Origin of the sequence: Nocardia asiatica NBRC 100129 (assembly GCF_000308415.1) — a bacterium.
In the GTDB taxonomy this organism is placed as follows: domain Bacteria; phylum Actinomycetota; class Actinomycetes; order Mycobacteriales; family Mycobacteriaceae; genus Nocardia; species Nocardia asiatica.
The window spans coordinates 1-24,909 of the sequence record NZ_BAFS01000001.1 but is presented as its reverse complement, the minus strand read 5'-3'; the positions used below and the strand labels follow the sequence as shown (position 1 = coordinate 24,909).

The window sequence follows — 24,909 nt, the reverse complement described above, 5'->3', positions numbered from 1 at the left end:
CGCGGTTGGCAGTGGCACAGTGTAATTCGGAATCTGCCGGGCAGTGCTCGGTGGTGCGGCTGGCCACCTTCGGGCTCGGGCCGATCGCGATCGGCGGGGCGTGAGGGCATGGCAGTCTCTGTCCATGGGGAAATCAACGCTGCTCGTCGATGTCTTGGGGTATCCGCACACCTGCGACCGGTGCGGAATCGAGCAACAGTGGGTGTGGGCGGTCGAAGCGCGTGCGCTGGGACGGGACGGAATGGTCGAAGCGGTCGCCACCGACCAGGAGCTTCCCGTGCACATCGCGCGCACCGTGCTGACGGCCGCCGGCCGACCTGATGCGGCGGCGCTGCTGGGGCAGCGGCGTGAGCGCGGCCGCAGCTTCAATCCGAACATCTGCGCGAACTGCGGGCACCAGGAGTGCTGGCACTCCTTCGAAAGCGTTGTCGTCGCAGGCGCTCACGATCGCCGGGCGCCGATCGCCAGCGCACCTCATTCGGTCCCGGAATGGCGTCAGCTCATGGCGTCGCTGCGCAACTACGGATGCTGGTACGTCGGCCGATGACGCCCGGCCGGGCCAGATCCAGAATCCGGGTCGGCGCCCCGCGCAGCGGGTGCCGGGCACGCTCGGAAGCTGTTTCGTGGCTCCATGAACGAATCGTGCAGGTCGCAGAAGGAAGGTCACCCGAGCTCACGGCGGATGCGGTGGCGTTCGATGCGCTCTCGGTCCAGGACCTGCCGACCGATCTCGAGGTCACGGTGGGCTTGGATCCGGGCGTGCACAATCGCGGCGAGGACATCCGGCGCCAAGGGCCTCGGCCTGGGTGGTGGTCCCGCTGAAGGACCGGTGGTCGCTCGCCTTGGCCGGCGCAGTCGGCAGGTGATAGGTGCGGACCTGTTCCTCGGTGACCGCCACGCGCTCGAACTCGACCACCGCACCCTCTGCTACGGCCAACGCGCGCACGTCCTCGGCCAGCGCGGTGAGCATGTGCTGCCGCTGGGATCACGGTCACCGATGTGCAAAACCCGGGTGGGCACCGGGCGGGCCGCGGCGTCGTGTTTACCGGTCAAGCCGTCGAACCCGCCACCGGAGTAGCAGCTGATCCCATAGTCGGCGCTGCGAGCCAACTGCGGCACCATTCTCGCGGTCTCGCACCACAATTCGAGGACCACCGGCTGCCCGGCCTGGCGATCGAGGTGGTAGGTCGTCGCGGCCGCGTCGACCTGGGACCAGAAGTCGGTGGGCCCGGCATAGGCGGTCGGGGCCGCGACCGCGATCTGGGTGTCGGCCCGGATCACTGACCATGCGATCCGGCCCGCGCGCCGCGCCATGGCAAAGCACTCGCACAACCGCTTTCGCGATCCACCCGGACAGGTTGCCGTCGGCCGCGGCCTCGACTTGTGCCATCAGGACATCGTCGAGACAGATCAGTGTGGTGGCCATACCGCCAACGATAGGCTGCCGCAGTGGTCAGGTTGGGTTGACCGGACACGGAATCCGCAGGGCTGGGCGAAGATTGGCCGATGGGGTTTTCAGCAATTCACACTCCCCGACCGGGGCTTGTGCCCGCCGGAACCGATGTCGTGGTCGTGCTCGCCGAGGGTGACGAACGCGCACTACACGCGGTGTGGAGCACCTACCACCATCGACGGACCGCCCGCGCCGTCCTCGACGCCATCGATGAAGGCGGCACCTCTCTCGGTAGCAGCCCAGACGATGCCGCCGCCGCGGTCGCGATGCTTCAAGAACATGCCCTCATCACCCCCGCTCGCGCCTTGGAGGCCAATCGGCGCCTGGTCGCCGCGCTCACCGGCAACCGGTGGCAGGTGATCAGCGATGCCCGCGCGGGCGGGGACAGCTGGTCGGCGATCGGATCGGCGCTAGACCTGCCCAACACCGAAGTGCGGGAGTAGTTCGCACGCAAGACCCGCGACAGGCCAAACACAGCCCCAACCGGAGGGAGGTCGACCGCGCCGAGATCGCCGTGCACTTCAGCGGTGACCGTCTGGCACAGCGCTTCCTCCACCCCGGATCTCGGTTTGACCGAGCCGGGGTTGCCGTGCAGCCACCGGCACGCCGCGGCCATCCCCGACTGGTAGACCGCGTCCACCCGCGCGTTGACCCCGGTCGGCAGCATCGCCAGCGCGGCGGTGCGCGAGGTCGCATGACACACCATCACCACCCCGACGCCGGTCTCGCGCCACAGGCCCACCAGCGCGTTCCAGCAGTCCCGGTGCAGCCGGTGCGCGCGCAGCACCACCAGGCGTTCGATGTGCTCGGCGGCGATCTAGGAGCGCACCGCATGCCACAGCAGCGCCGGGGTGGCCGATTTCTCGGCACCGAGATGCCGCCGAACCCTGAACCGCCGCTCAACGGCGATCCAACGTCTGCGGAATCAGCCCGGATCTGGTCCGAGTTTCTGCGTCACCGCCGCAATGCCGCACGACCCGCAGGGCCAGCAGACGAGTCCGCCGAGTGTTCCCCCGACTGCAGCGATGCATCCAGCGCACTGGGTCTCACACCCCGGTGTCCTTATGAAGGAGGAGCAGGAGCGTAACGGGAGAGGAGGTACGCCACCGGGCTCGGGCCCAAGAGACTTGTCCTCCTAGCCCGAGCCCAGTTGCGGTGCAGGGTCCACCTGTGAATGGTGAGACCTGTGAGTCAGCGATCGTGATGGTTCTCGCTGGCTGCGCCAGCGAGCAGAACAGGCGGTTGTTTCCCGTGGCTATTTCCGCGTAGCACCTCGCTCAGCTGCTGACGGTGCTCCCGGGCTGCACGGTCGGCCATGGCGTGGGCTGCGGTTATCGCGCGGGAGTAGTCGGCATCGCGGCGTTCGAGCTGCTGGCGGTGTTCGGCTCTCTCGTGGTCGAGTTGGTCACTTAGCCGCTGGTTCTTCGCAGCAGTCGATTCGGCTTGCTGACGGGCCGCATCGCGTTCTGCCTCGGCCCGCGCGTGTGCGACGCGAGCGCTGTCGACGTGGCCGCGCATCTCGGTGAGTACCGTTTCGGCTTCTTCATAGACCCGGTCCCGGTCCGCCTCCACCTCGGCGATCCGCGCCGCTGCGTCTTGCTCCACCTGGGCCAGGCGTGCGCCAGCCTGCTCCGCGGTCTCGGTCGCCTCCTCGGCGGCGGCGATGGCGAGTTGTTCGAGTTCGACGGCCCGGTCGATGCGCTCGCGCATGGCCGCTGTGGCCTGTTCGGCGTCGGCTCGGGCTTGTTCGGCGGCGGTGATGCGGCGGGTGGCGTCGCGCTGGATCTCGGCGATCTCGCGGTCGAGGGCAGTGGGATCGGTGAGTTCGGTGATCAGCTCGGCGGTGTCGGTGGCGACCGCGGCAAGTTCTCCGCGCAGGTGTTCGTAACGGTCCAGGAGCGCGGCTAGGGTGAGGATGCCATCGGTGACCGGCCGCAGCGACGGCCGCACGGGTTCGGCGCCGGCGTCGCGTTCGGCCTCTTTCAACCTGCGGCGCAACGCCTTCTGCGCGTTGTGTTCCGGGTTGTCGCAGTATTGGCGCGGCGCTCCCGGCCGCCCGGGTGCGCGCGGTGGGACAGGGACGGTGCAGTGGGGGAAGTGGCAGCGGTCCGGTGGGGTGCCGGTTGCCGCGAGGTCAACGGCTTTCAGCATGGGGTTCCATTCCATTCCGTTGCATTCCGTTCCATTCCATCGCTGGAATGGAACGGAATGCGGGTCAGGGGCCGGATGCGGTTGGTCAGGCGACGAGGGTGAGCATGCGCGCGCGAGCTTGGGGAAGCCGCGCGGCGATGACCTGCGCCGCGGAGGCGCTGGCGGTGCGGTCGTTGTGGCCGTAGCGGCGGTCGGTGATGGTGACCGATTCGTGTCCTGCGTCGCGGGAGACCACGAAGATCGGTACTCCGTCCTGCAGCTTCCAGGAGATGCCGGTGTGCCGCAGCGTGTACGGGGTCAGGTGCTTGCCCTGCAGGGTTGTGATCGCCTTGCCGTAGTGCGTGATCAACTGCTCGGGGCTCGCGCCGCGCCACAGCGCCTTCTTGCTGAACGGCTCGAAATCGCCTCGCGCGAGAGCCTTCAGTCGGCGCAACGCGGGCTGCCAGCCGCGATTGTGGAAGTAGCCCGCCGTGATCGGCGTGTCGTTGACGGTGTGGAACAGCAGCTCGCCGCCGGGGCGATCGAGGTCCAGTCGCTCGAGTGTCTCCAGCGGCACGTGAATCGTGCGCACTCCGCGTTTCGTCTTGGGCTTGCCGAGGGTGAGGCGGCTGCCGCTGTCCTTCCACGCCTTGCTGATGCGCACCGCGCCGGTGTCGGGATCGATGTCGTCGACGAGCAGGGCGAAGATCTCGCTGGGCCGGGCCATGGAGACCAGGCCGAACTCCGCCAGCGCGCGCCAGCGCTGTCCGAGCAGTTGTTCGAACAGTTCCCACTCGTCGTTGTCGAAGATGTCGAGTTCGGGCGCGTCGTGGCGGGGCAGCCGCATGCCCGTGCACGGGTTGTAGGCGATCAGCGGTTCGGGTCGTTCCAGCGTGGCCGCCCGCAGCCCGCCCGACAGGAAGCCGTGCTTGTTGTGGATGGTCTTGGGTGAGTTGCCCTTGTCCTGTTCCAGGTACACGATCCACGCGGCGTCGAGGTCCTGGGTGACGGCGTCGACGGTGGTGTCGCCGAAGAACGGTGCGATGTCGTTGCGGATGTAGGCGTGGTACTTGCGCCGGACAGGCTCGGACACGCCGCGCAGCCGCTCGGTGTAGCGGGTCAGCCAGTCGATCAGGCGGACCCCGCTGCCATCGCGGCGCTGGACTTCCAGCACTTTCAGCGCCTCGTGGACGCCGATGCGATCGACGAGTCCGGCCCAGCGTTCCGCGGGCGAGAAGTCGTCGAAGGTTTCCGAGGAGCGGCGACGGACGCCGTCCTCGTCGTGGTATTCGAACTGGACCTGCCAGGCGATCGAACCGTCGGAGCGGCGTCGGGGGCGTGGAGTGAACATGTGAAGGTGTCTCCTGGGTCGGAAACGCCTCGAGATGCGGTAAAAGCCCTGCTGTGACACCAGCGTGACATAACACAGATGCTCAGAGCCGCGAATGTGGTCCTGACCTGAAGGTTCGTGGGTGGGCCTAGGAGGACTTGAACCTCCGACCTCTTCGTTATCAGCGAAGCGCTCTAACCGCCTGAGCTATAGGCCCGTACCTGGTGTTGTTTACTGTGAACAACAACGTGTAGAGACTACACAACACCTCTCCGCTGAACCAAAACGGCTGGTAGATGCCCTACTCACGCCCACTTGCCGCAGCGCTGGCAGGGCAGTGCGAGCCTTGGCCTACGTCAGCGGACGGCGCGAACGCCGAACGGCCGGTACCCCCGTGGTGGCGGGTACCGGCCGTTCCGCAGGCCCGGACTAGTCGGGGTCGGCCAGGGTGACCTGGATGCCGCCGACGAGATCGCAGCACTGGTTGTAGATGAAGGTGCCCACCGTGCCGAGCGCGGTGAACAGCACCACGTTGATCAGGCCGATCACGCCCGCGTATCCGAAGACGGTGCCCGCGTCGATCAGCCCCACCGAGCCGCTGTCCTGGGACACCATGTCGGTGAACGTGTTGTTCAGCCGCTCCCACACGCCCATGCCCTCGAGCACGATGTACAGCAGGCCGACCGCCAGCATCCACACGAAGAACATCGCCACGCTGATCACCAGCGAGATCTTCAGCGTCGACCAGGGATCGATGCGACGGATCTGCACCGTGGCCCGCAGCGGCTCACCGGAGGCGACCGCGGCGGCCACCGCGACCGGAACCGCGGGCGAGACCGGCCCGGGCTGCGGGCTCCCGGGGGCCTCGGTCGGCGGCAGCGGATGCCGAATCTCGGACAGGTCCGGCATGTCCTTGATCAGCTCCGGTCGGGCGATGCTGCGGGTTGGCCCGTCGATACCGACCGACTTCACCATCGCCGCTTCCTTGCGCGCGGCCTTGGCGGCCAAGTCGGCGGTGGTGCGCGCGTTCGACGTGCCGCCGCCGAGACCGACCCCGCCACCCGAATTCGGGCGTCCGGTGACCGGCGCCTGGCCGGGACGGTACAGGTTGGACTGCGGCTCGCGCTGCGGCAGCTGCGACCATCCGTCCTGGTACGGCGACTGCTGCCCACCGTTGGTGGCGGCGCCGACCGGCTGCTTGTCCTCGCTCTCGGGCGCGGACTGCCGCTCGGGCGCGGACTGTGGGGCCTGGTTGGTGATCCGCGCCGTCTTCTGGTCGAAGCGGTCCTGGCCGTCACCACCGGGCGCCTGATCCGGCGCGCCCTGCTGCGGCGCGAAATCACCCTGCTGCTCGCGGCTCTCGTGCGGCTGGGCGTTCGGCGGGTTGCCGCCGGGCTGGTTGCCCGGATGCCCGCCGGACTGCGGCCCGTTCGGCTGGCCCGGGTGACTACCCGGCCCACCAGGGTGGCTGCCCGCCTGACCGCCACCAGGGTGGCTGCCGGGCTGGCCGCCACCAGGGTGACCGCCCGGCTGACCGCCGCTTTGCTGACCGCCGGGCTGACCGTTCTCGGCCGAGGCGACCGGCCGTGGGATCGGCCGCGGCGGGATCGGTGACGGTGCGATCCGCTCGGTCACACCGTTCGTCTGGTGCCGCTCGTCATTCGGCTGATTCGGAGTGGTCAATGGGAATCCTTGGGTCCGTTCGTTGCCGCCGCTGATGGGTTACTTCTCGGAGGAGCCGGTGTCGCCGCCACCGGAGACCTGATCGGGATCGGGCTCGTCGGCATTGCGCGCGATCGCAAGCAAGGTATCGCCCTCCGCGAGGTTCATCAATCGCACGCCCTTGGTCTGTCGTCCAGCCTTACGAACTTGCTTCGCCGCCGTCCGGATGACGCCGCCCCCGGAGGTGATCGCGTACAACTCGTCGTCGTCGTCGACGATGAGCGCCCCGACCAGGGTGCCACGTTTCGCGTCGAACTGGATGGTCAATACGCCTTTACCGCCGCGGCCTTGCGCGGTGTACTCCTCGATCGCCGTCCGCTTCGCGTAACCGCCGGACGTCGCGACCAGCAGATACGTGCCGTCACGAACCACGTTGAGCGACAACAGTTCGTCGCTGTCGTTGAACCGCATGCCCTGGACGCCGGAGGTGGCGCGCCCCATCGGACGCAACGCCTCGTCGGTGGCCGAGAAGCGGATCGACTGTCCGAGCGCGGAGACCAGCAGCAGGTCCTCGTAGGCCGAGCAGAGCACCGCGCCGACCAATTCGTCCTCGTCGCGCAGATTCACCGCGACGATGCCGCCGCTGCGGTTGGAGTCGAAATCGGTGAGTTTCGACTTCTTCACCAGGCCGTTCTTGGTGGCGAGCACCAGGTACGGTGCGTCGTCGTAGGACTTGATCTGGATGATCTGGGCGATCTTCTCGTCCGGCTGGAAGGCCAGCAGGTTCGCCACGTGCTGGCCGCGCGCGGTGCGGTTGGCCTCGGGCAGTTCGTAGGCCTTGGCGCGGTAGACCCGGCCTTTGTTGGTGAAGAACAGCAGCCAGTCGTGCGTCGAGGTGATGAAGAAGTGCTTGACGATATCGTCCTGCTTGAGCCCGGCGCCCTGCACGCCCTTGCCGCCGCGCTTCTGGCTGCGGTAGAGGTCGGTCTTGGTGCGCTTGGCGTAGCCGGTCTCGGTGATCGTGACGACCACGTCCTCGCGGGCGATCAGATCCTCGTCGGCCACGTCGCCGTCCGCGGCGATGATCTTGGTGCGCCGATCGTCGCCGTACTTGTCGACGATCTCGCGCAGTTCGTCGCGAACGATCGCGCGCTGGCGCTCCGGCTTCTCCAGGATGTCCTTGAGGTCGGCGATCTCGAGCTCGATCTTGGCCAGCTCGTCGACGATCTTCTGCCGCTCCAACGCCGAGAGGCGCCGCAACTGCATGTCCAGGATCGCGGTGGCCTGGATCTCGTCGATGTCCAGCAGCTGCATCAAACCGGTGCGCGCGGTCTCGGTGTCGGCCGACCGGCGGATCAACGCGATGACCTCGTCCAGCGCGTCCAGCGCCTTGACCAGGCCGCGCAGGATGTGAGCCCGCTCCTCGGCTTTGCGCAGCAGGTACCGGGTGCGCCGCACGATGACGTCGAGCTGGTGGTTGACGTAGTGGCGGATCATCTGGTCCAGCCGCAGGGTGCGCGGCACCCCGTCGACGATGGACAGCATGTTGGCACCGAAGCTGGTCTGCAGCTGGGTGTGCTTGTAGAGGTTGTTCAGCACCACCTTGGCCACGGCATCGCGCTTGACCGTGACCACGATGCGCAGGCCGGCGCGGTCGGAGGACTCGTCGTGGATGTCGGAGATGCCCGCGATCTTGCCGTCGCGCACCTGCTCGGCGATCGAGGAGATGAGGTTGTCCGGGTTGACCTGGTAGGGCAACTCGGTGATGACGATCGTGGTGCGGCCCTTGTTGTCCTCCTCGATCTCGACCACACCACGCATGCGGATGGAGCCGCGACCGGTGGAGTAGGCGTCGTGGATGCCCTGGCTGCCGACGATCAGGCCGTCGGTCGGGAAGTCGGGGCCCTTGACTCGCTCCATGCAGGCGGCCAGGGTGGCTTCCTCGTCGGCGTCGTGGTTCTCCAGCGCCCAGTAGATCGCCTCGGCGACCTCCCGCAAGTTGTGCGGCGGGATATTGGTCGCCATGCCGACCGCGATGCCGCCCGAGCCGTTGATCAGGAGGTTCGGCACCCGGGACGGCAGCACCACCGGTTCCTGCGAGCGGCCGTCGTAGTTCGGCACGAAATCGACCGTCTCGTGGTCGATCTCGCGCAGCATCTCCATCGCGATGGGCGTGAGCCTGCACTCGGTGTAGCGCATGGCCGCCGGGCCGTCGTTGCCACGGGAACCGAAGTTGCCCTGCGGGTCCACCAACGGGTAGCGCAGCGACCACGGCTGCGCCATGCGCACCAAGGTGTCGTAGATCGGTACGTCGCCGTGCGGGTGATAGTTGCCCATGGTCTCGGCCACCGGACGCGCGGACTTCACGTAACCGCGGTCGGGCCGATACCCGTTGTCGTACATCGCGTACAGAATGCGCCGGTGCACCGGCTTCAGACCGTCGCGCACATCGGGCAGCGCGCGGCCGACGATCACGCTCATCGCGTAATCGATGTAGCTGTTCTGCATCTCCTGCTGGATGTCGACCGGCTCGATGCGCTCGCCGCCGGTCGGGGGCAGGGTGGTGTCGGTCATGAGGTCTCCTGTGTCTTGCGGCTGCTCGCGCACCCGTCCGGCGTCATGAGCGCCGCAAGATGGTGTAGTGCGGGATCGTGGGTTCGCGCGTCACGAGATACGCGCGGGCTCACAGATCTAGGAAGCGGACGTCCTTGGCGTTGCGAGTGATGAAACTGCGTCGCGCCTCCACGTCCTCGCCCATCAGGACGCTGAACAGTTCGTCGGCCGCAGCCGCGTCGTCCAACGTCACTTGACGCAACAGCCGCACCGCCGGATCCATAGTGGTTTCCCACAGCTCCTTGGGGTTCATCTCGCCGAGACCCTTGTAGCGCTGTACGCCGTCGTCCTTGTTGATCTTCTTGCCCGCCGCTAGACCCGCCTCGAGCAGACCGTCGCGTTCCCGATCGGAGTAGGCGAACTCCGGCTCGGTGCGCTGCCACTTGAGCTTGTACAGCGGCGGCTGCGCGAGGTAGACGTGGCCGTGCTCGACGAGCGGGCGCATGAACCGGAACAGCAGCGTGAGCAGCAGCGTGGAGATGTGCTGACCGTCGACGTCGGCGTCGGCCATCAGGACGATCTTGTGATACCGCAGCTTGCTGATGTCGAACTCGTCGTGGATGCCCGTGCCGAACGCGGTGATGATCGACTGGACCTCGTTGTTCTTGAGGACCTTGTCGATGCGCGCCTTCTCGACGTTGATGATCTTGCCGCGGATCGGCAGGATGGCCTGGTACATCGAGTCGCGGCCGGACTTGGCCGAACCGCCCGCGGAGTCACCCTCGACGATGTAGATCTCGGACTTGCTCGGGTCCTTGGACCGGCAGTCGGCCAGCTTTCCGGGCAGGCCGCCCAAGTCGGTGGCGGACTTGCGCCGCACCAGCTCGCGGGCCTTGCGCGCGGCGACGCGGGCCTGCGCCGAGGACACCGCCTTGTTCACGATGGTCTTCGCGTCGGCCGGGTTGGCCTCGAACCAGTGGGTGAGGTGCTCGTTGCAGGTGCGCTGCACGAACGACTTGACCTCGGTGTTGCCGAGCTTGGTCTTGGTCTGCCCCTCGAACTGCGGCTCGCCGACCTTGACGCTCACGATCGCGGCCAGGCCCTCGCGGATGTCGTCACCGGTGAGGTTGCCGTCCTTCTCCTTGATGAGCTTCTTGTCCTTCGCGTACTTGTTGACCACCGTGGTCAACGCCGCGCGGAAGCCCTCTTCGTGCGTGCCGCCCTCATGCGTGTTGATGGTGTTGGCGAAGGTGTGCACCGACTCGGAGTAACCGGAGTTCCACTGCATCGCCACCTCGAGTTCGTGGCCGGTGCCCTTGCCGGTGAACCCGACGACCGAGTTGTGGATGGGCTGCTTGGTCCGGTTGATGTGGCGGACGAAGTCTTCCAGACCACCCGGGTAGTGGTAGGTCCGCGTCTTCACCTTGTGCTCGGCGGGCGCGCTCTCGTCGGCGTGCTTGGGCGCCTCGGCGGTTTCGCTGACCACCTCGTCGGTGACATCGGAGTCACTGACGCGTTCGTCGGTGAGCTTGATGGTCAGCCCCTTGTTCAGGAACGCCATCTCCTGCAGCCTGCGGGCCACCGTCTCGAAGTTGTAGGTAGTGGTCTCGAAGATCTCGGGATCCGCCCAGAAACGGATGGTCGTGCCGGTCTTCTTGGTCGGCTCACCCTGAGCCAGTTTGCCCGGGGTGGAATCCTTGTAGGTCTGGCTCCAGTGGTAGCCGTCGCGGTCGATCTCGGCCTCCAGCCGGCTCGACAGTGCGTTGACCACGGAGATGCCGACGCCGTGCAGACCGCCGGACACCGCGTAGGAATCCGAATCGAATTTGCCGCCCGCGTGCAGCTGGGTCATGACGACCTCGATGGTCGGGACACCCTGGGCGTGCATCGCCACGGGGATGCCGCGGCCGTCGTCGACCACTTCGACGCCACCGTCGGCCAGCAGGGTGACCTCGACCTTCGTCGCGTACCCGGCCATCGCCTCGTCGACGGAGTTGTCCACGACCTCCCAGATCAGATGGTGCAGACCACGCTCACCGGTGGAGCCGATGTACATGCCCGGACGCTTGCGGACCGCCTCGAGCCCCTCGAGAACCGTGATGGAGGAGGCACCGTAATCCTGCTTCCCGGTCGCTCTGGTCGAACCCGATACGTTGGAGTCTTTGGCAGCCACTGGTCGGTAGCTCTCCTTACTTGCTGATCCCGGCATAGAGCGATCGGACAGCACGCGTGAGGCCCTGTATGCCTGCTCGGTGATGAGGGTCCACGCGCGGACTGTGCGGAACGCGCCGAAGGTATCGCCGCTAGTTACGTCACCATCCTACTGGTACGCCCAACTTACAACCCACCTACGACACCCCTCACGGCGCCGTGGATGCAAGAAATCGAATTTCGGCGACTCGGTTCCGCCTCACGCCGTTTTCGATCCATCAGAAGTGGGCTGAGAGAGCATGGCAAGTCACTGGCCCGGATCAGCGCTCGGCATCGACCCGCGCGAGGAACGCGGCGGTGTGGCGCGCCAGCTCCGCCGGATGCGAGATCGGCGACCAGTGCCGCGCCGGGATCTCGACCCGGGTCAAACGCGGCACCCATCGGTCGGCCTCGGCGTTGACCACCGGCCGCACGGCACGGTCGCCGGTGGCGACGATCAGCTGAACGGGCACCTCGATCGGGCGTGGCCGCGGATGGCGCAGGTGCGAGCGGATGTTCGCACGGTAGAGCTTCAGACTGTTGATCATATCGGCGCGCAGCGTGGGCGCCGTCTCCACCAGCGCGGGGTCGACGCCGTCGAAGAACGCGAGGAAACGCGGCCAGCGGCCGGACAATACCCGCAGCACTGGATCGGGCAACTTGGGGACCTGGAACGCCACGGTGTAGGCCGAGGCGACAGCTTGGGCCAGCGCGCCGCGCAGCCGTGCCGCGGTGAGAGGACCACGCAAGTAGGCGCCGAGAAAGTCGAGATTCGGGCCGGACACCGAGGTGAACGACGCGACCGCCGAGGCGGCGTCCGGCGCGGCGACCACTTCCCAGCCGATCACCGATCCCCAGTCGTGCCCGAGGACATGCACCCGTGTTCCCGGCGCGACCGCGTCGATCACCGCGCGAACATCCGCCGCGAGCTCCTCGATCCGGTACGCCTCGACCGCGATCGGCGTCGAACTGTCACCCGCGCCCCGGTTGTCGAAGGCGATCACACGGTGCCGTCCGCCGAGTTGCGCCGCCACCCGGCTCCACAGCAGATGGGTATCGGGCCAGCCGTGGATCAGCAGGACCGGCACGCCCTCGGGATTGCCGCATTCGTAGACCGCGAGTTCGACCTCGCCCCGGCGAACGATTCGAGTCGCGGCCGCCGGAAACGGACCGACTGACGTGGTGATGGTCATCGAACCCCTTCTGTCCGGACGATTCCGTTTCGGCCCGGCGGGCCTCGGCCGCACCGGCGAGCGTTCCACGTGAAACGCACCTCGCGATGGCGCCCGAGCACGTTGTCCATCCAGTAGGCCGGTCGGCTGACCGGCGTGACGCCGCCACTGCGGGTAAATGTAACACCGCGTATCAGATACCTCTCCGGGTGGTCATCCGTAGGTGTCGCGCGGTCCGCGCCCTTTGATATGCCGCTCACCCTTGCGCCAGCTCGGCGCGGCAGGCCCCGAGATCTTCAGCGAGGTCACCACGCCCTGGCCGACAGCGGCATTGATCTTCGCCAGGATCTGGCCCTGCAACATGCGCAACTGGGTCGCCCAGGCGGTCGACTCGGCGGCAATGCTCAGCACGCCGTCCTTCAGGGTCACCGGCGTGGCGTGCGCGGCGATGTCCTCGCCGACCACTCCCGCCCAACGGCCGAACACCATGCCCTCGGCAACCTTGTTCGACCACCCGCGGCTTTTGGCGAGGGAGCCCGCCAATTTGAACAACGGCTGTGGATCACGGTCGTCCGGGCCCGCGCCGGACCATCCGGTGCGTCTGCGGCCGCCGGCTCGCAGCCTGCGTTGCGGCGACGAACGCCCCTGACCGACCGCCTTGCCACTCGCCCGCGCCGCGGCCCGCGCCTCTTCCAAGGCACGCCGAGCCAGATCGATTCCGCGTAATTCGGGCTCCGGACCTGCGGATCCGGGCTCCGAGGGCTGATCGCTCATCGCCCATCTCCCTTCGCGGCCGGTAGGTTGTCCCCAGTTTTGTTCAAGTTGTCCCCAACCATGGCCGAAGGTTGCCAGTGCAGGAACGCCAGCGGGTCGACCCCCTGATCTCGCAGCGATATGACCCGTTCGCCGCCCAGAAAGCCGGATTCTCGGAGGAGACTGGTCGCTTGCTCGACTGTTGCTGGCCCGTACTCCACTGAACTGTTCCGGCAAGCCTGGATGAGTTGTCCACAGGTATTGGAAATCGGTTTCGGCTGTTGAGAACTCGAACAGCCTTCCCGACGACTGATCACTGTAGTGGACAAGGGCGGCCGACGCCGACACTCGGATCGCCTGTCCATTCCTGCTGTGGACAACTATGGCGCCCGGGATTCCGGCGCTTCGGTGATCGGATCTCCTTCGCGCTCGAGCGCCATATCCGCAGCCTCGCCACTGCCGGGCCGGTCCTGCGCGATGCGCGAGACGCGGCCGTCGGAACCGCCCACGGTTTCCACCCGCAGCGGCACGGCAGCCAGTTCGGCGGGCACGTCTTCCGGCACCGCTGCCGTGATCAGCACTTGCTCCGCGTCGGCCGCGACGGCCGCGAGCGCGGCGCGGCGACGGCGATCGAGCTCGGCGAACACGTCGTCGAGCAGCAATACCGGTTCGGCTCCGGTGGCGCGCAGCAGTTCGAACGCCCCCAGCCGAAGGGCCAGCGCAAACGACCACGATTCGCCGTGGCTGGCGAATCCTTTCGCCGGCGACGCCCCGAGCAGCAGATCCAGTTCGTCGCGATGCGGGCCGACCAGGCACACCCCCCGCTCGAGTTCCTTCGGTCGCGCGGCGGCGAGTTCGCGCAGCACGATCGCCGCCAGTTCCTCCGTATCCTCCGGACGCGGCGGTCTGGCCGGATCGAGGAACTCCGGGGGCAGCGCGGCACTGCGATAGGCGATCGAGGCCGGCCGCGACTCCGGAGCGATCGAGGCATAGGCCCCGGCGAGATACGGCGCGAGGTCGTGCACCAAGCGCAGCCGTTGAGCGAGCAGTACGGCGGCGTGCTCGGCCAGGTGCCCGTCCCAAACGTCGAGGGTGCCGAGATCCGCCTTCGACCTGGCATGCCGCCCAGCGGTTTTCAGAAGGGCCGAACGCTGGCGCAGAACCCGGTCGTAGTCGCTGCGGACCGCGGCCAGCCTGGGCAGGCGAGTTGTGCACAACTCGTCCATGAATCGTCGGCGCTCCCCAGGATCGCCGCGTACCAGCGCCAAGTCCTCCGGCGCGAACAACACGGTCTGCAGAATCCCCAGGATCTCCCTGCTCCGGCGGACCGGTGAGCGGTTGATCTGCGCGCGATTGGCGCTGCCCTGGTTCAGCTCGACATCGATGCGCAGCTCGCGGCCGGCGTTGACCACTGTGGCGCCGATCCGGGCGCGCTCCGTCCCGGTACGGATCAACGGGGTTTCCGTGGCGACGCGATGCGACCCGAGAGTGGCCAGGTAGCCGATCGCTTCCAACAGGTTCGTCTTGCCGTTGCCGTTCGATCCCAAGAAAACGGTTCGACCTGGGGATAATTCGAGTTCCGCATGCTCCCAGGAGCGGAAGTCACGCAGCGACAGAGCTCGGACGAACATCCGCTATCGCGCCCCTGCCTGGGCCGAAGCGGACATTTCCGCCGAACGGCACGTTGTCCGCGCGTCCGGCGACTGCCGTGCGATGTGCCGCAGCCCTGTGGACCATCTGTGGATAACGTTCGCACTCAGCCACCGCGGAACGGAGTTCTTCGACGTCGCTGGGGATTCTCCAGCGACGTCGCCGCTCGGTGGCACCGGATCACGCGGCGCGGATCCGCACGATTCCCGGTTGTGCACAGGTGATCAGCCCGGGAGCCGGACCGGCATCAGCAGATAGATGTACGGGCTCGACAACGCCGCGAACGTGCCGGAATCGAGCGCCTCCGGCTCTTCCTCGGAGGCGGGCAGCAGGACGGCGGGCCTGCTCGGCGTGGTGAATCCGAAGGTGACGCGGTCCGCGTGCAGCGCGGACAGGCCGTCGATGAGATAGCCGGGGTTGAACGCGATGGTGAGTGATTCGCCGCGGAAATCGGCCTCCAGCCACTCCTCGGCCCGGCCCGCGTCGTCACCGCCCGCGGACAGCAACAAGCCGTCGGAGGAGAACTCCAGCCGCACCTGAGCGCCGCGCTCGGCGACCAGCGCGACGCGCTTGATCGCGTCGATGAGCGCGGCGACGGCGATCGTGGCGATCGAGGTGTGCTCTTTGGGGAGCAACTGGCGGAACTTGGGGAATTCGGCGTCGAGCAGGCGCGTGGTGGTCCGGCGGCCCGCGTTGACGATGCCGAGCAGACCGTCCGACCCCGCACCGGTGCCGAGGGACAGCTGAACGGGCGCGTCGGAGGGCCCGAGCGTCTTGGCGGCCTCCGACAGCGTCCTGGCGGGAATGAGCACCGACGTCTCGATGTCGGCGCGCGCGGGCTGCCATTCGATGTGCCGGACGGCGAGGCGGAACCGGTCGGTCGCCGCGAGGACGACCTGCGAGCCCTCGATCTCCACCCGGATACCGGTCAGCATGGGCAGGGTGTCGTCCCGGCCTGCGGCGACGGCGACCTGCGAGACGGCCTCGGCGAAGACATCCACACTCAGTTCACCGGTCTGCTGCGGCACCTCGGGCAACTGGGGATAGTCCTCGACCGGCATGGTGGGCAGGGAGAACTTCGCGCTGCCACAGGCGATCAGCACGCGGGTACCGTCCACCGACACGTCGACCGGCTTGTTGGACAGCGCCTTGGTGATGTCGGCCAGCAGACGACCGGAGACGAGCACCTGGCCCGGCCCCGCGACCTCGGCCGCGACCCGCACCTGCGCGGAGACTTCGTAGTCGAAGCCGGAGACGGTGAGACCGTCCTCGTCGGCGACCAGCAGCACGCCGCCGAGCACCGGAACCGGAGGCCGGGACGGGAGACTGCGCGCCACCCAGGCGACGGAGTCGGCGAAATCCTCACGGGCGACCCGAAACTTCATGCTCGCAAGCTCCATCGCCCGATCTGTCCTCTCCCGGTTCCGTGATCTGTTGTCGGCTCGTCAGTGTCGGTGCTCGAAAGGGTCCTGCCGAATCGGCCGCCTTCGCAGTCTGGCACAGGCGACCGACATCAAACCGTACCCGCGCGCGGCACGCGCACCTAGCCCGACCCTCCGGCGTTACGGACGGCCGCGTCCGGAGCAGGGATGAGACGGGAGTCATGAGGGGACCGAGTGTGCGCTGTGCCGACGTGGACCGTGCGCGTGGATCACCCGTCGGTCGGTACTTCGTCCGCGCTGTCTTCCTTGCGAGAAACCCGGCCGGTTCCGAAGGCGCGCTGTCCGACCGACTTTCCACACACCCTGTTTTGAAGAGAGATCTCTAATGAGAAGAACCAAAGTAGTAGTAGGCGCTGTGGATTCTGTGGACTGCGGCCGAATCCGCTGGTCACAGGGCGTGGTGCCGTGGGGATGACCACGGGGTGTCTCGAGGATGAACACTCGGCGTCTGTGGAGGCTCCCGGGTTGTCCCGGATTCATCCTCGAGCGCTCCTCGAGTTGTTCCACCTGATTCACCCAGTTGTTCACACATGTGCACGAAACCGTGGACAGCTCGAGGAATCCTCGAGGACTCCACACGGACTCCTCGAGGATTCCACAAGGCTCGATCCGGACACCCCGCTGGTCAGCGGCTGTGCGTAACGGAGCCTGGGGAAACTGTTGAATTCGGCCTGTGAGGGAACTCCCGGGGACCGGTACCCCACCCTGTGCACGAATCGGTGGACAAACCAGGGGATTCCTCGAGGACTCCACAAGGATTCCTCGAGGAATCCACAGGCACAAAAAAGCACCGCCCCAGGTCAGGGGCGGTGCTCAGGTGTGGATGCGGCTCAGCGAGAGCGCTGCTTGATCCGGGCTGTGAGTTCCTGCACCTGGTCGTAGACGCGGCGCCGCTCGGTCATCTCCTTGCGCACCTTCTTCTCCGCGTACATCACCGTGGTGTGGTCACGGCCGAACGCCTGGCCGATCTTCGGCAGGGACAGATCGGTCAGTTCCCGGCACAGGTACATGGCGATCTGCCTCGCCTGCGCCAGCGGCCGCGCTTTGCCGGGGCCGGTCAGCTCCTCGAGGGTGGTGTTGAAGTACTCCGCCGTGACGGCCATGATGGTGGCCGCGTTGATCTCCAGCGCCGCGGTGTCGGGCATCAGATCGCGCAACACCACCTCGGCCAGCGGCAGATCCAGCGGCTGGCCGTTCAACGAGGCGAACGCGGTCACCCGGATCAGCGCGCCCTCCAGCTCCCTGATGTTGCGCTCCACCCGGCTGGCGATCAGTTCCAGCACGTCGTGCGGCACATCGAGCCGGTCCATCCGCGCCTTCTTGCGCAGGATGGCGATGCGCGTCTCCAGCTCCGGCGGCTGCACGTCGGTGATCAGACCCCACTCGAAGCGCGTCCGCAGCCGCTCCTCCAGGGTGGCCAGCTGCTTGGGCGGACGGTCCGAGGAGACGACGATCTGCTTGTTCGCGTTGTGCAGGGTATTGAAGGTGTGGAAGAACTCCTCTTGGATGCCTTCCTTGCCCTCGATGAACTGGATGTCGTCGACCAGCAGGATGTCGGTCTCGCGATAGCGGCGCTTGAACGCCACCTTCCGGTCGTCGCGCAGGCTGTTGATGAAGTCGTTCGTGAACTCTTCGGTGGATACGTACTTGACCCGCATGCCGGGGAACAGACGCTGCGCGTAGTGGCCCGCCGCGTGCAGCAGGTGGGTCTTGCCCAGCCCGGAAGCTCCCCACACGAACAGCGGGTTGTACGCGCGCGCGGGGGCTTCGGCGATAGCGACGGCGGCAGCGTGCGCGAAGCGATTCGACGCGCCGATGACGAAGGTCTCGAAGGTGTACTTCGCGTTCAGGCTGGCCGAGGACGTCGCTGGAGCAGGAGTTTCCTGCGACTTGGCGAAGTAGGTGGGCCAGGAATTGCGGACGTTCACCACGGGCTCGTCGTCGTGATCGCCGCGCGGGTGGTCACCCACGGGTTCCCGCACCGGATCGTGTGCCGAACCCGGGACGTCGTCGGCGGTCTCGCGAACCTGCGCTCGAATCTGGCCGCGCATTCCGCCCGGGGACGGTTCGGGATTGAACAGCGACTCCTGCCCTGGCGGGACGGCCGGTTCCCGGCGCGGTGGAAGGCCGGGTTCACGCCGGGGAGCCACGTCCGGCCCGGACATCGGCGGCAGTTCGGCAGCCGTGGAGTACTCGCCGCGCTGCGGGTACTCGGCGTGGGCGTAATCCGGCTGGCGGTACTCCTCCGGCGGCGCGAAGTCCTGGTCGTACTCGGCGCCCGGATAGTCGGAGCCGTCGTGGTACGGCGCCGCCGGCGCGAAATCGGCCGACTGTGCGTAGCGCGGCCCCGGGTAGGCGTCGCGGCCGGGGAATTCCGCACCCGGGTAGGCGGCGGGACCACGGCCTTCTCGGGTGCGCTCGGGCCTGCTCGTCATCCGCGCGTGCCGCGGCGTGCTGCTCTGCCGGTCGACGGTCGGAGTGGTCGGCGCGGCGATGCGGACACCGAGTCCTTCCACCTGGGGACCGAGCCGGCGGGCGAGGGAGCGGAGAATGGGCTCGCGCAGATCGCGTTCGATGGCCTCTTGGGCCAGTGACGAGGGTACCGAGAGCAGGGCGAACCCCTGTGCGACCGTCAGCGGCTTGACCAGCTTCAGCCAGGCCTGCTGTGCTCGGGTCACCGGAGGAATCGCGCCGTCGGGTGAGCCGGTGGTGAGCTCGGTGACAACCTCGGGCCATACGGTGGCCAACACGTTCTGCTCGTCGTCCATGCAGTTTCCTCCCCGGAGTAGGTCGATAGGAGCAGACGGCCGGGGCACGCGTGGAGTGCGACGCTCTGGGTCGATCCCGTGATCCTGCGTACGTCCGTAACCGGTTCGGACGCTGCCCGGGTCCCCCATCTGGACAGCGGCGTGGCACCGTCGGCCCTACGAATATGCCACTCCAGGGGTCTTTCCACACAATTATCCACAGATGTGGAGAACCCTGGGGAGCTGTGGAACGCGCGCACGCGCGAGAGGGGCAACGCTACGACCTGCGGTTCTGCAGCAATCGCCTGGCTACGTACCTTAGTGGCCGGGGCTGCGCGATGGCTAGGGGTGTGGACGAACTCACGGTCATTGCCGGAACGACTGACCGTGGGACCCGTTCTGCCTGGTCGCCGGTACCTGACCGAAGGGGTGGGCCGAGTTTGACCCGTCCCGAGCCGATCAGTACCCTCGTACAGTCACCCCTTGGTGCGGTGGCGGTCTTGTGCTGACCGCGTTTAGGTCGTGATCGACCGACTGTGCGCCAGGACCGACGCGCGCCGATGATGACCAGACCTGCGATTCATTCGCGCAATACACGTATCACCGACAAGCTTCGGGCACTACCTGGTGCCCCCCTACTCGAGGAGTGTTGACCGTGGCCAAGGGCAAGCGGACGTTCCAGCCGAACAACCGTCGTCGGGCGCGGGTTCACGGCTTCCGCCTCCGGATGCGCACCCGTGCGGGCCGCGCCATCGTCTCGGCGCGTCGCCGCAAGGGCCGCGCTTCCCTCACTGCCTGATCCTCGCTCTCGGACGCTCGGGTGTTGCCTGAGCCGTATCGGTTGCATCATCGTGCCGACTTCTCCCGGACGGTGCGCCGCGGCCAGCGAATCGGGAGGCGTGATCTGGTCGTGCATGCGCTCGCGCACGGGTATGACGGAATCGTGGGCGCGAATGGACGACTCGATCAGCTTCCGGAGGACGCGCTGGTCCGCGTAGGCGGGCCACGCTTCGGGTTGATTGTCAGCAAGGCGGTGGGCAACGCGGTGGTTCGACATCGCGTGGCCCGCCGCCTGCGTCATATGTGCGCCCGGGTGGTCGACGAAGTGCCGCCCGGCACCGATGTCGTTATCCGCGCGCTCCCGGGTGCGGCGACGGCGTCGTCGGAGGACCTGCTGCGCCAGCTGCGCGCCGCACTGCGCAAGCTCGGCGTCGGCGCCGAGACGGGTACGGCAACGGGTGGTTCGGCATGAGCCGCTCGATCGCCGGACTGCCCGTGAACGTGCTGATCTTTCTGATCGAGCTGTATCGGACCTACGTCTCCCCCACCCGCATGCCGGTGTGCCGATTCACCCCGACCTGTAGCGAGTACGCGGTGACCGCACTGCGCACCCGGGGCCTGTTCATCGGGCTCGGACTGACGGTCGTGCGCTTGGCCAAATGCGCGCCCTGGCACCCTGGTGGGTGGGACCCCGTCCCGGAGCGGAAGCGGAGCACAGCGCGCACCGAGCCGGCGGGCGGGGCAGCGACCGACGCGGCGCCGCAGGACCCGAGCCTGTCCGCCGGGCCGCGGTCGGAGCCGAACGCTTGTAAAGGATCGCCGCACGCGGTGATCGGCGACACGAACGACGGGAGTGCATAGAGCCGTGCTCGACTTCATTTATTACCCGGTGTCCTGGATCCTCTGGTTCTGGCATCGGGTCTTCGGGTTCGCGTTCGGCGCGGACAACGGTCTCACCTGGGCGCTCGCCGTGGTGTTCCTGGTGTTCACGCTGCGCTTGGTGCTCTACAAGCCGTTCGTCAAGCAGGTGCGCACCACCAAGCAGATGCAGGAGCTGCAGCCACAGATCAAAGAGCTGCAGAAGAAATACAAGAACGACCGCCAGAAGATGGCGCTCGAGATGCAGAAGCTGCAGAAGGAGAACGGCTTCAACCCGTTGATGGGTTGCTTGCCGATCCTCGCTCAGGTGCCGGTCTTCCTCGGGCTCTTCCATGTGCTGCGTTCGTTCAACCGGACCGGTCACGGCTTCGGGCAGTTGGGCCTGACGCCCGAGCAGAACGCCAACACCGCGAACTACGTCTTCAGCGCCGCCGACGTCCAGTCCTTCCTGAGCGCGCGCATCTTCGGCGCACCCATCTCGGCGTTCATCACCACGCCGGTCGCCGAGCTGCAGGCATTCGCCGACTTCGGCGGCGTGCCGAGCCGGCTGAGCATCGCGCTCGTCGCGATCCCCCTCATGGTCATCGCCGGTCTGGCCACCCACTTCAACGCCCGCGCCTCGGTGGCGCGGCAGACGCCGGAAGCGGCTGCCAATCCGCAGGCCGCGATGATGAACAAGCTCGCGCTCTGGGTGTTCCCGCTCGGTGTGCTCGTCGGTGGTCCGTTTCTGCCGATCGCCATCCTGCTCTACTGGGTGTCCAACAACATCTGGACCTACGGGCAGCAGCACCTCGTCTTCGGCCGCATGGAGAAGGAAGAGGAAGCCAAGAAGCAGGCGAAGCTCGAGCAGCGCGCACAGAACGCGCCGAAGCCCGGCGCGAAACCGGTCAACGTCAAGAAGAAGCAGGCGCCCGCCGCCGCCCCCGATACCGCATCGGACGACACCGCTGACGCGTCGACGAACGGCACCAGCAAGCCCTCGAAGCAAGCCTCGGGTCAACGCCGTCCAGCCGGTCAGAAGCGGCCGGGTAACCGGGGCAGGGCGAACCAGAAGCGCAGGCGCTGAGTCACACGGTCGGTGGGACGAGCAGCCCGCCTCGATCACTGAGCAACCCCTTGATCGCGAATACCGCCCGGCGGCGATTGCCCGGCGCGCGCGATGAGCAGATGAAGGAAATCAAATGACTGTTGAGACCGACGGAGGGGACGCCACCGTGGCGACGACGATGGTGAGCGCCGGGGCGGACACCGGCGATGTCGTGAGTGATGCCGAGGAAGCTCTCATCGAGGAAGGCGAGATCGCCGGCGACTACCTCGAGCAGTTGCTCGACGTGCTCGACTTCGACGGGGACATCGATCTCGACGTCGAAGGCGACCGTGCCGTGGTGAGCATCGACGGCGGCCGGGACCTGACGAAGCTCGTGGGACGCAACGGCGAGGTGCTCGACGCCTTGCAGGAACTGACTCGCCTCGCCGTCCAGCAGACGACGGGAGTGCGCAGTCGGCTGATGCTGGACGTGGCGGGCTGGCGGGCGAAGCGGCGGTCCGAGCTGAGCGAGCTCGGCGCGGCCGCGGCTCAGCGCGTGCTGGAATCCGGTGAGCCGGAGTCGCTGGCGCCCATGACGCCATTCGAGCGCAAGATCGTGCACGACGCGGTGGCCGCAGTGGAAGGCGTGAGCAGCGAGAGTGAAGGCGTCGAACCGAACCGCCACGTGGTAGTCGTTCCCGGCTGAGCGGCGGCGTTTCCCCGAGTGGGCGGCATGTTTCGCGCCTCGCCTGGGTAGTGGTTGGATAAGGCCTCTGGTCTTCGGACCGGGGGCCTTGTTCGTGTCCGTAGCCTGATTGCTCGCACGTAGATCGACCCGAGTTCGGAAGGATGTTTCACGTGGAACGAGATCTCGGTGGAACCGCCGCGGTGCCCGCGGAGTTGGAGCCACCCGTGTCGGCGGCCACCATCTTCGGCGACCGACTCGATCTCGCGCGTCGATATTGCACCGCACTCGCCACCGCGGGTGTTGAGCGTGGGCTGATCGGTCCGCGCGAGGTGCTTCGCCTCTGGGATCGCCACATCCTCAACTGCGCGGTACTCGGTGAACTGATCGCCGAGGGTGCGTCCGTGGTCGACATCGGCAGCGGCGCGGGCCTGCCCGGCATCCCGCTCGCGATCGCCCGGCCCGACCTCCGGATCACCTTGGTCGAACCACTGCTGCGCCGAACCATCTTCCTGAGCGAGTTCATCGAATCCGTCGGACTGGACGTCACCGTGGTACGTGGGCGCGCCGAACAGTCCGGAGTGATGAAGGAGGCCGGTGGTGCCGATGTCGTCACGTCCCGTGCGGTGGCTCCGCTCGGGAAACTCGCGCAGTGGTCACTTCCCCTCCTCCGCGACCACGGGCACATGCTCGCACTCAAGGGAGCCAGCGCCGCGGAGGAACTCGCGCGCGATGGCGACGCCCTGGCGAAAGCCGGGGCAGGCAATGCGGTCTTGCTGGAATGCGGCGCCGGCTTGGTATCCACGCCGACCATGGTGATCAGCGCTGAGCGGCTCCCCCGTGCCGAGCGCACCTCCCGGCGGCGTGCCGAACGAGCGGTCGAGCGTGGCGAGAAGACGACGCGCGCCGTAGCGACGGAGCGTGGACGCGCCAAGCGCGCAGCGCGGAAGGCCAAGTGAGCGTCGGCGGTTGTAGGCGGACCAGCGCGGGGTAGCGCGTGCCGTGAGCTACCGCCTGCTGCCTGTTTTTCCATGCTCGATTGCGAAGGGCGGGCGGCCGACCCCGAAGCCCGGGGTCGTTTCGTCACTCTGACGTAATGGTGAGTCGAGGTGGGAAAAGGAGGTCGGCGAGCATGGTCGGGAACGCTCATCTGGAGGGCTTGGTGACGGTCGGGGTGGATGCGGCAGCGCCGGACAGGCACTGCGGCTTGCGGGCGCACCTGCAAGACCGTTGCGGATGTTTCACGTGAATCAGAGCGAAGTCGACTGACCGATGCGGACCCTGCGCTCGACATTCCTGTAGGCGACGAGTCCAAGTATTTCTCTACCCTCGCAGGCGGCCACAACGGCGCGGACCACACCCCACCTCCGGACCGGCCGCACACCTCCACCAGACCCGGACCCGCACATCTCCCCCGGGATCCGGACCCGCACATCTCCACCGGACCGCACAGCACACCCGGCCCACTCCCCAGATGCGTCCGCACGGCAATGACCGCCCGCGGTAGCCACCTGGCGCAGGAGCAATTTCGACGACAATGCATGCCCGAACCATCCGCCGGAGGAATCGCAGGCGCTCGGCAATCACCGGCACCCATCCGTCGCTTGGCGGCACTCGCACACCACACTCATTCGGATGAGTCCCTACCTGGGCAGCCGAACCGACGAGCTGGACGCAAATCATGGATCAAGGTGCAACCGGCGCAGAGCGCCTGATCCGGACACATCTCCGGGCCGGACTAAACCACCTCCGGGCCAGACCACACCTCCACCAGGCCGGAACCTCACACCACGACCGGAAGGACCACACCCTCACCGGGCCGGAACCACACACCACGACCAGAAGGACCACCCCACGACCGGTCGATCGGCAGACTCCATTGCGGCCGTCGCTCGTGGGGGACTGCCCGCACTGGGTGGTGGGTGTGCCGGATAGTCGCGATCGCTCGGAAGTGGCTCGGTGTTCCAGTTGGTTCACGCGGCCGGATGGGTGTCTTTGTGCTGGGTCTGCGCAAGAGGCGAACGGGCCGAGTGACCACCGCTCCCCTCACGGACGCCGCGCGCGCTGTGATTCGCGCGCAGCCTCCGCGGTCATCTGGTCCTGCCGCTCGGCGGGTACGAGGGGGTAGTTGTCTCCGCGCGAGAGGGAACTTCGCTCATTGGTCGGAAACCCGGAGGTTCGTGCGCGCAGGCAGTAGTCCTACACCGAGGTCATCGGGCGCAGACCAGCGGTCGCGAACCCCGACCGCGAGGAGTGCACCCTCGCTGGCGAGGAGTGGTTGAGGTGATGCGGTACGAGCCGGACGATTCGTACCCGAGTGGGTGTTGCGCCGTTCGTGTGCGCTGGCTGATTCACGTGGGTCGCGCTGAATGCACGCGGTAGTCGGGTAGGTCACCGGGATAGAAGTGCGCCGCAGGAGGCTGCCTGCGCCGCAGGATGCGGCAGTTTCCGCGCAT

Annotated in this window: 19 protein-coding genes and 1 tRNA gene; 8 read left to right on the top strand and 12 right to left on the bottom strand. The window is 67.2% G+C overall.

The genetic code is table 11. The features are described from left to right. Positions 1-124 precede the first annotated feature (124 nt). Complete coding sequence (locus tag ON27_RS00095) at positions 125-547, top strand: hypothetical protein (RefSeq protein ID WP_043717353.1); 423 nt, start codon at positions 125-127, stop codon at positions 545-547. Between the two features lie 380 nt (positions 548-927). On the opposite strand, the gene ON27_RS39565 is transcribed toward ON27_RS00095, so the two are convergent. Continuing rightward, a complete protein-coding gene (locus ON27_RS39565; protein WP_157227049.1) occupies positions 928-1,281 on the bottom strand; it encodes a hypothetical protein in 354 nt (117 codons plus the stop codon). 225 nt (positions 1,282-1,506) lie between these two features. Between ON27_RS39565 and ON27_RS42605 the strand changes: the two genes are divergently transcribed. Beyond that, positions 1,507-1,896 carry a hypothetical protein gene (locus ON27_RS42605; protein WP_157227048.1) on the top strand — a complete coding sequence of 130 codons (390 nt, stop codon included), beginning with the start codon at positions 1,507-1,509 and terminating at the stop codon, positions 1,894-1,896. A 748-nt stretch (positions 1,897-2,644) separates the two neighbouring features. On the opposite strand, the gene ON27_RS00080 is transcribed toward ON27_RS42605, so the two are convergent. The 11 genes from ON27_RS00080 to dnaA all read right to left on the bottom strand — a co-directional run bounded on the left by ON27_RS00080 (position 2,645) and on the right by dnaA (position 19,103). Next, entirely contained in the window at positions 2,645-3,604 is a 960-nt protein-coding gene (locus ON27_RS00080) for a coiled-coil domain-containing protein (RefSeq protein WP_157227047.1), read from the bottom strand. An 85-nt stretch (positions 3,605-3,689) separates the two neighbouring features. After that, a complete protein-coding gene (locus ON27_RS00075) occupies positions 3,690-4,934 on the bottom strand; it encodes a tyrosine-type recombinase/integrase (protein ID WP_043717344.1) in 1,245 nt (414 codons plus the stop codon). Between the two features lie 122 nt (positions 4,935-5,056). Further along, positions 5,057-5,130: transfer RNA gene (locus ON27_RS00070), tRNA-Ile, on the bottom strand. Between the two features lie 212 nt (positions 5,131-5,342). After that, positions 5,343-6,596: a DUF3566 domain-containing protein gene (locus ON27_RS00065; protein WP_043717338.1), complete on the bottom strand. Its 1,254-nt coding sequence runs from the start codon at positions 6,594-6,596 to the stop codon at positions 5,343-5,345. A gap of 39 nt (positions 6,597-6,635) precedes the next feature. Continuing rightward, positions 6,636-9,149 carry a DNA gyrase subunit A gene (gene gyrA, locus ON27_RS00060; protein ID WP_043717336.1) on the bottom strand — a complete coding sequence of 838 codons (2,514 nt, stop codon included), beginning with the start codon at positions 9,147-9,149 and terminating at the stop codon, positions 6,636-6,638. Between the two features lie 109 nt (positions 9,150-9,258). Next, on the bottom strand, positions 9,259-11,301 hold the full coding sequence (gene gyrB, locus ON27_RS00055; protein ID WP_043717334.1) for a DNA topoisomerase (ATP-hydrolyzing) subunit B: 2,043 nt from the start codon (positions 11,299-11,301) through the stop codon (positions 9,259-9,261). A 298-nt stretch (positions 11,302-11,599) separates the two neighbouring features. Next, a complete protein-coding gene (locus ON27_RS00050) occupies positions 11,600-12,511 on the bottom strand; it encodes an alpha/beta fold hydrolase (RefSeq protein ID WP_051046073.1) in 912 nt (303 codons plus the stop codon). 192 nt (positions 12,512-12,703) lie between these two features. After that, positions 12,704-13,264 carry a DUF721 family protein gene (locus ON27_RS00045; RefSeq protein WP_043717331.1) on the bottom strand — a complete coding sequence of 187 codons (561 nt, stop codon included), beginning with the start codon at positions 13,262-13,264 and terminating at the stop codon, positions 12,704-12,706. 359 nt (positions 13,265-13,623) lie between these two features. After that, positions 13,624-14,874, bottom strand: coding sequence for a DNA replication/repair protein RecF (gene recF, locus ON27_RS00040; protein WP_051046072.1), 1,251 nt, complete (start codon positions 14,872-14,874; stop codon positions 13,624-13,626). A gap of 243 nt (positions 14,875-15,117) precedes the next feature. Then, positions 15,118-16,293, bottom strand: coding sequence for a DNA polymerase III subunit beta (dnaN, locus tag ON27_RS00035; RefSeq protein ID WP_043717329.1), 1,176 nt, complete (start codon positions 16,291-16,293; stop codon positions 15,118-15,120). A gap of 872 nt (positions 16,294-17,165) precedes the next feature. After that, entirely contained in the window at positions 17,166-19,103 is a 1,938-nt protein-coding gene (dnaA, locus tag ON27_RS42325) for a chromosomal replication initiator protein DnaA (RefSeq protein WP_043717326.1), read from the bottom strand. Positions 19,104-19,737: 634 nt separating this feature from the next. Here dnaA and rpmH point away from each other — a divergent pair. The 6 genes from rpmH to rsmG all read left to right on the top strand — a co-directional run bounded on the left by rpmH (position 19,738) and on the right by rsmG (position 23,412). Continuing rightward, positions 19,738-19,881, top strand: coding sequence for a 50S ribosomal protein L34 (gene rpmH / locus ON27_RS40990; protein WP_006550910.1), 144 nt, complete (start codon positions 19,738-19,740; stop codon positions 19,879-19,881). A gap of 21 nt (positions 19,882-19,902) precedes the next feature. Then, positions 19,903-20,334 (top strand): ribonuclease P protein component, encoded by a 432-nt coding sequence (rnpA, locus tag ON27_RS00025; protein WP_043717324.1) that lies wholly within the window; start codon positions 19,903-19,905, stop codon positions 20,332-20,334. Further along, positions 20,331-20,723 (top strand): membrane protein insertion efficiency factor YidD, encoded by a 393-nt coding sequence (gene yidD, locus ON27_RS00020; RefSeq protein ID WP_043717320.1) that lies wholly within the window; start codon positions 20,331-20,333, stop codon positions 20,721-20,723. Before rnpA ends, yidD begins: the two co-directional genes overlap by 4 nt. Positions 20,724-20,727: 4 nt before the next feature. Further along, positions 20,728-21,807: a membrane protein insertase YidC gene (gene yidC, locus ON27_RS00015; RefSeq protein ID WP_043717318.1), complete on the top strand. Its 1,080-nt coding sequence runs from the start codon at positions 20,728-20,730 to the stop codon at positions 21,805-21,807. Between the two features lie 160 nt (positions 21,808-21,967). Next, entirely contained in the window at positions 21,968-22,474 is a 507-nt protein-coding gene (locus tag ON27_RS00010) for a Jag family protein (RefSeq protein WP_086007404.1), read from the top strand. Between the two features lie 143 nt (positions 22,475-22,617). After that, complete coding sequence (gene rsmG, locus ON27_RS00005; protein ID WP_083887288.1) at positions 22,618-23,412, top strand: 16S rRNA (guanine(527)-N(7))-methyltransferase RsmG; 795 nt, start codon at positions 22,618-22,620, stop codon at positions 23,410-23,412. Positions 23,413-24,909 lie beyond the last annotated feature (1,497 nt).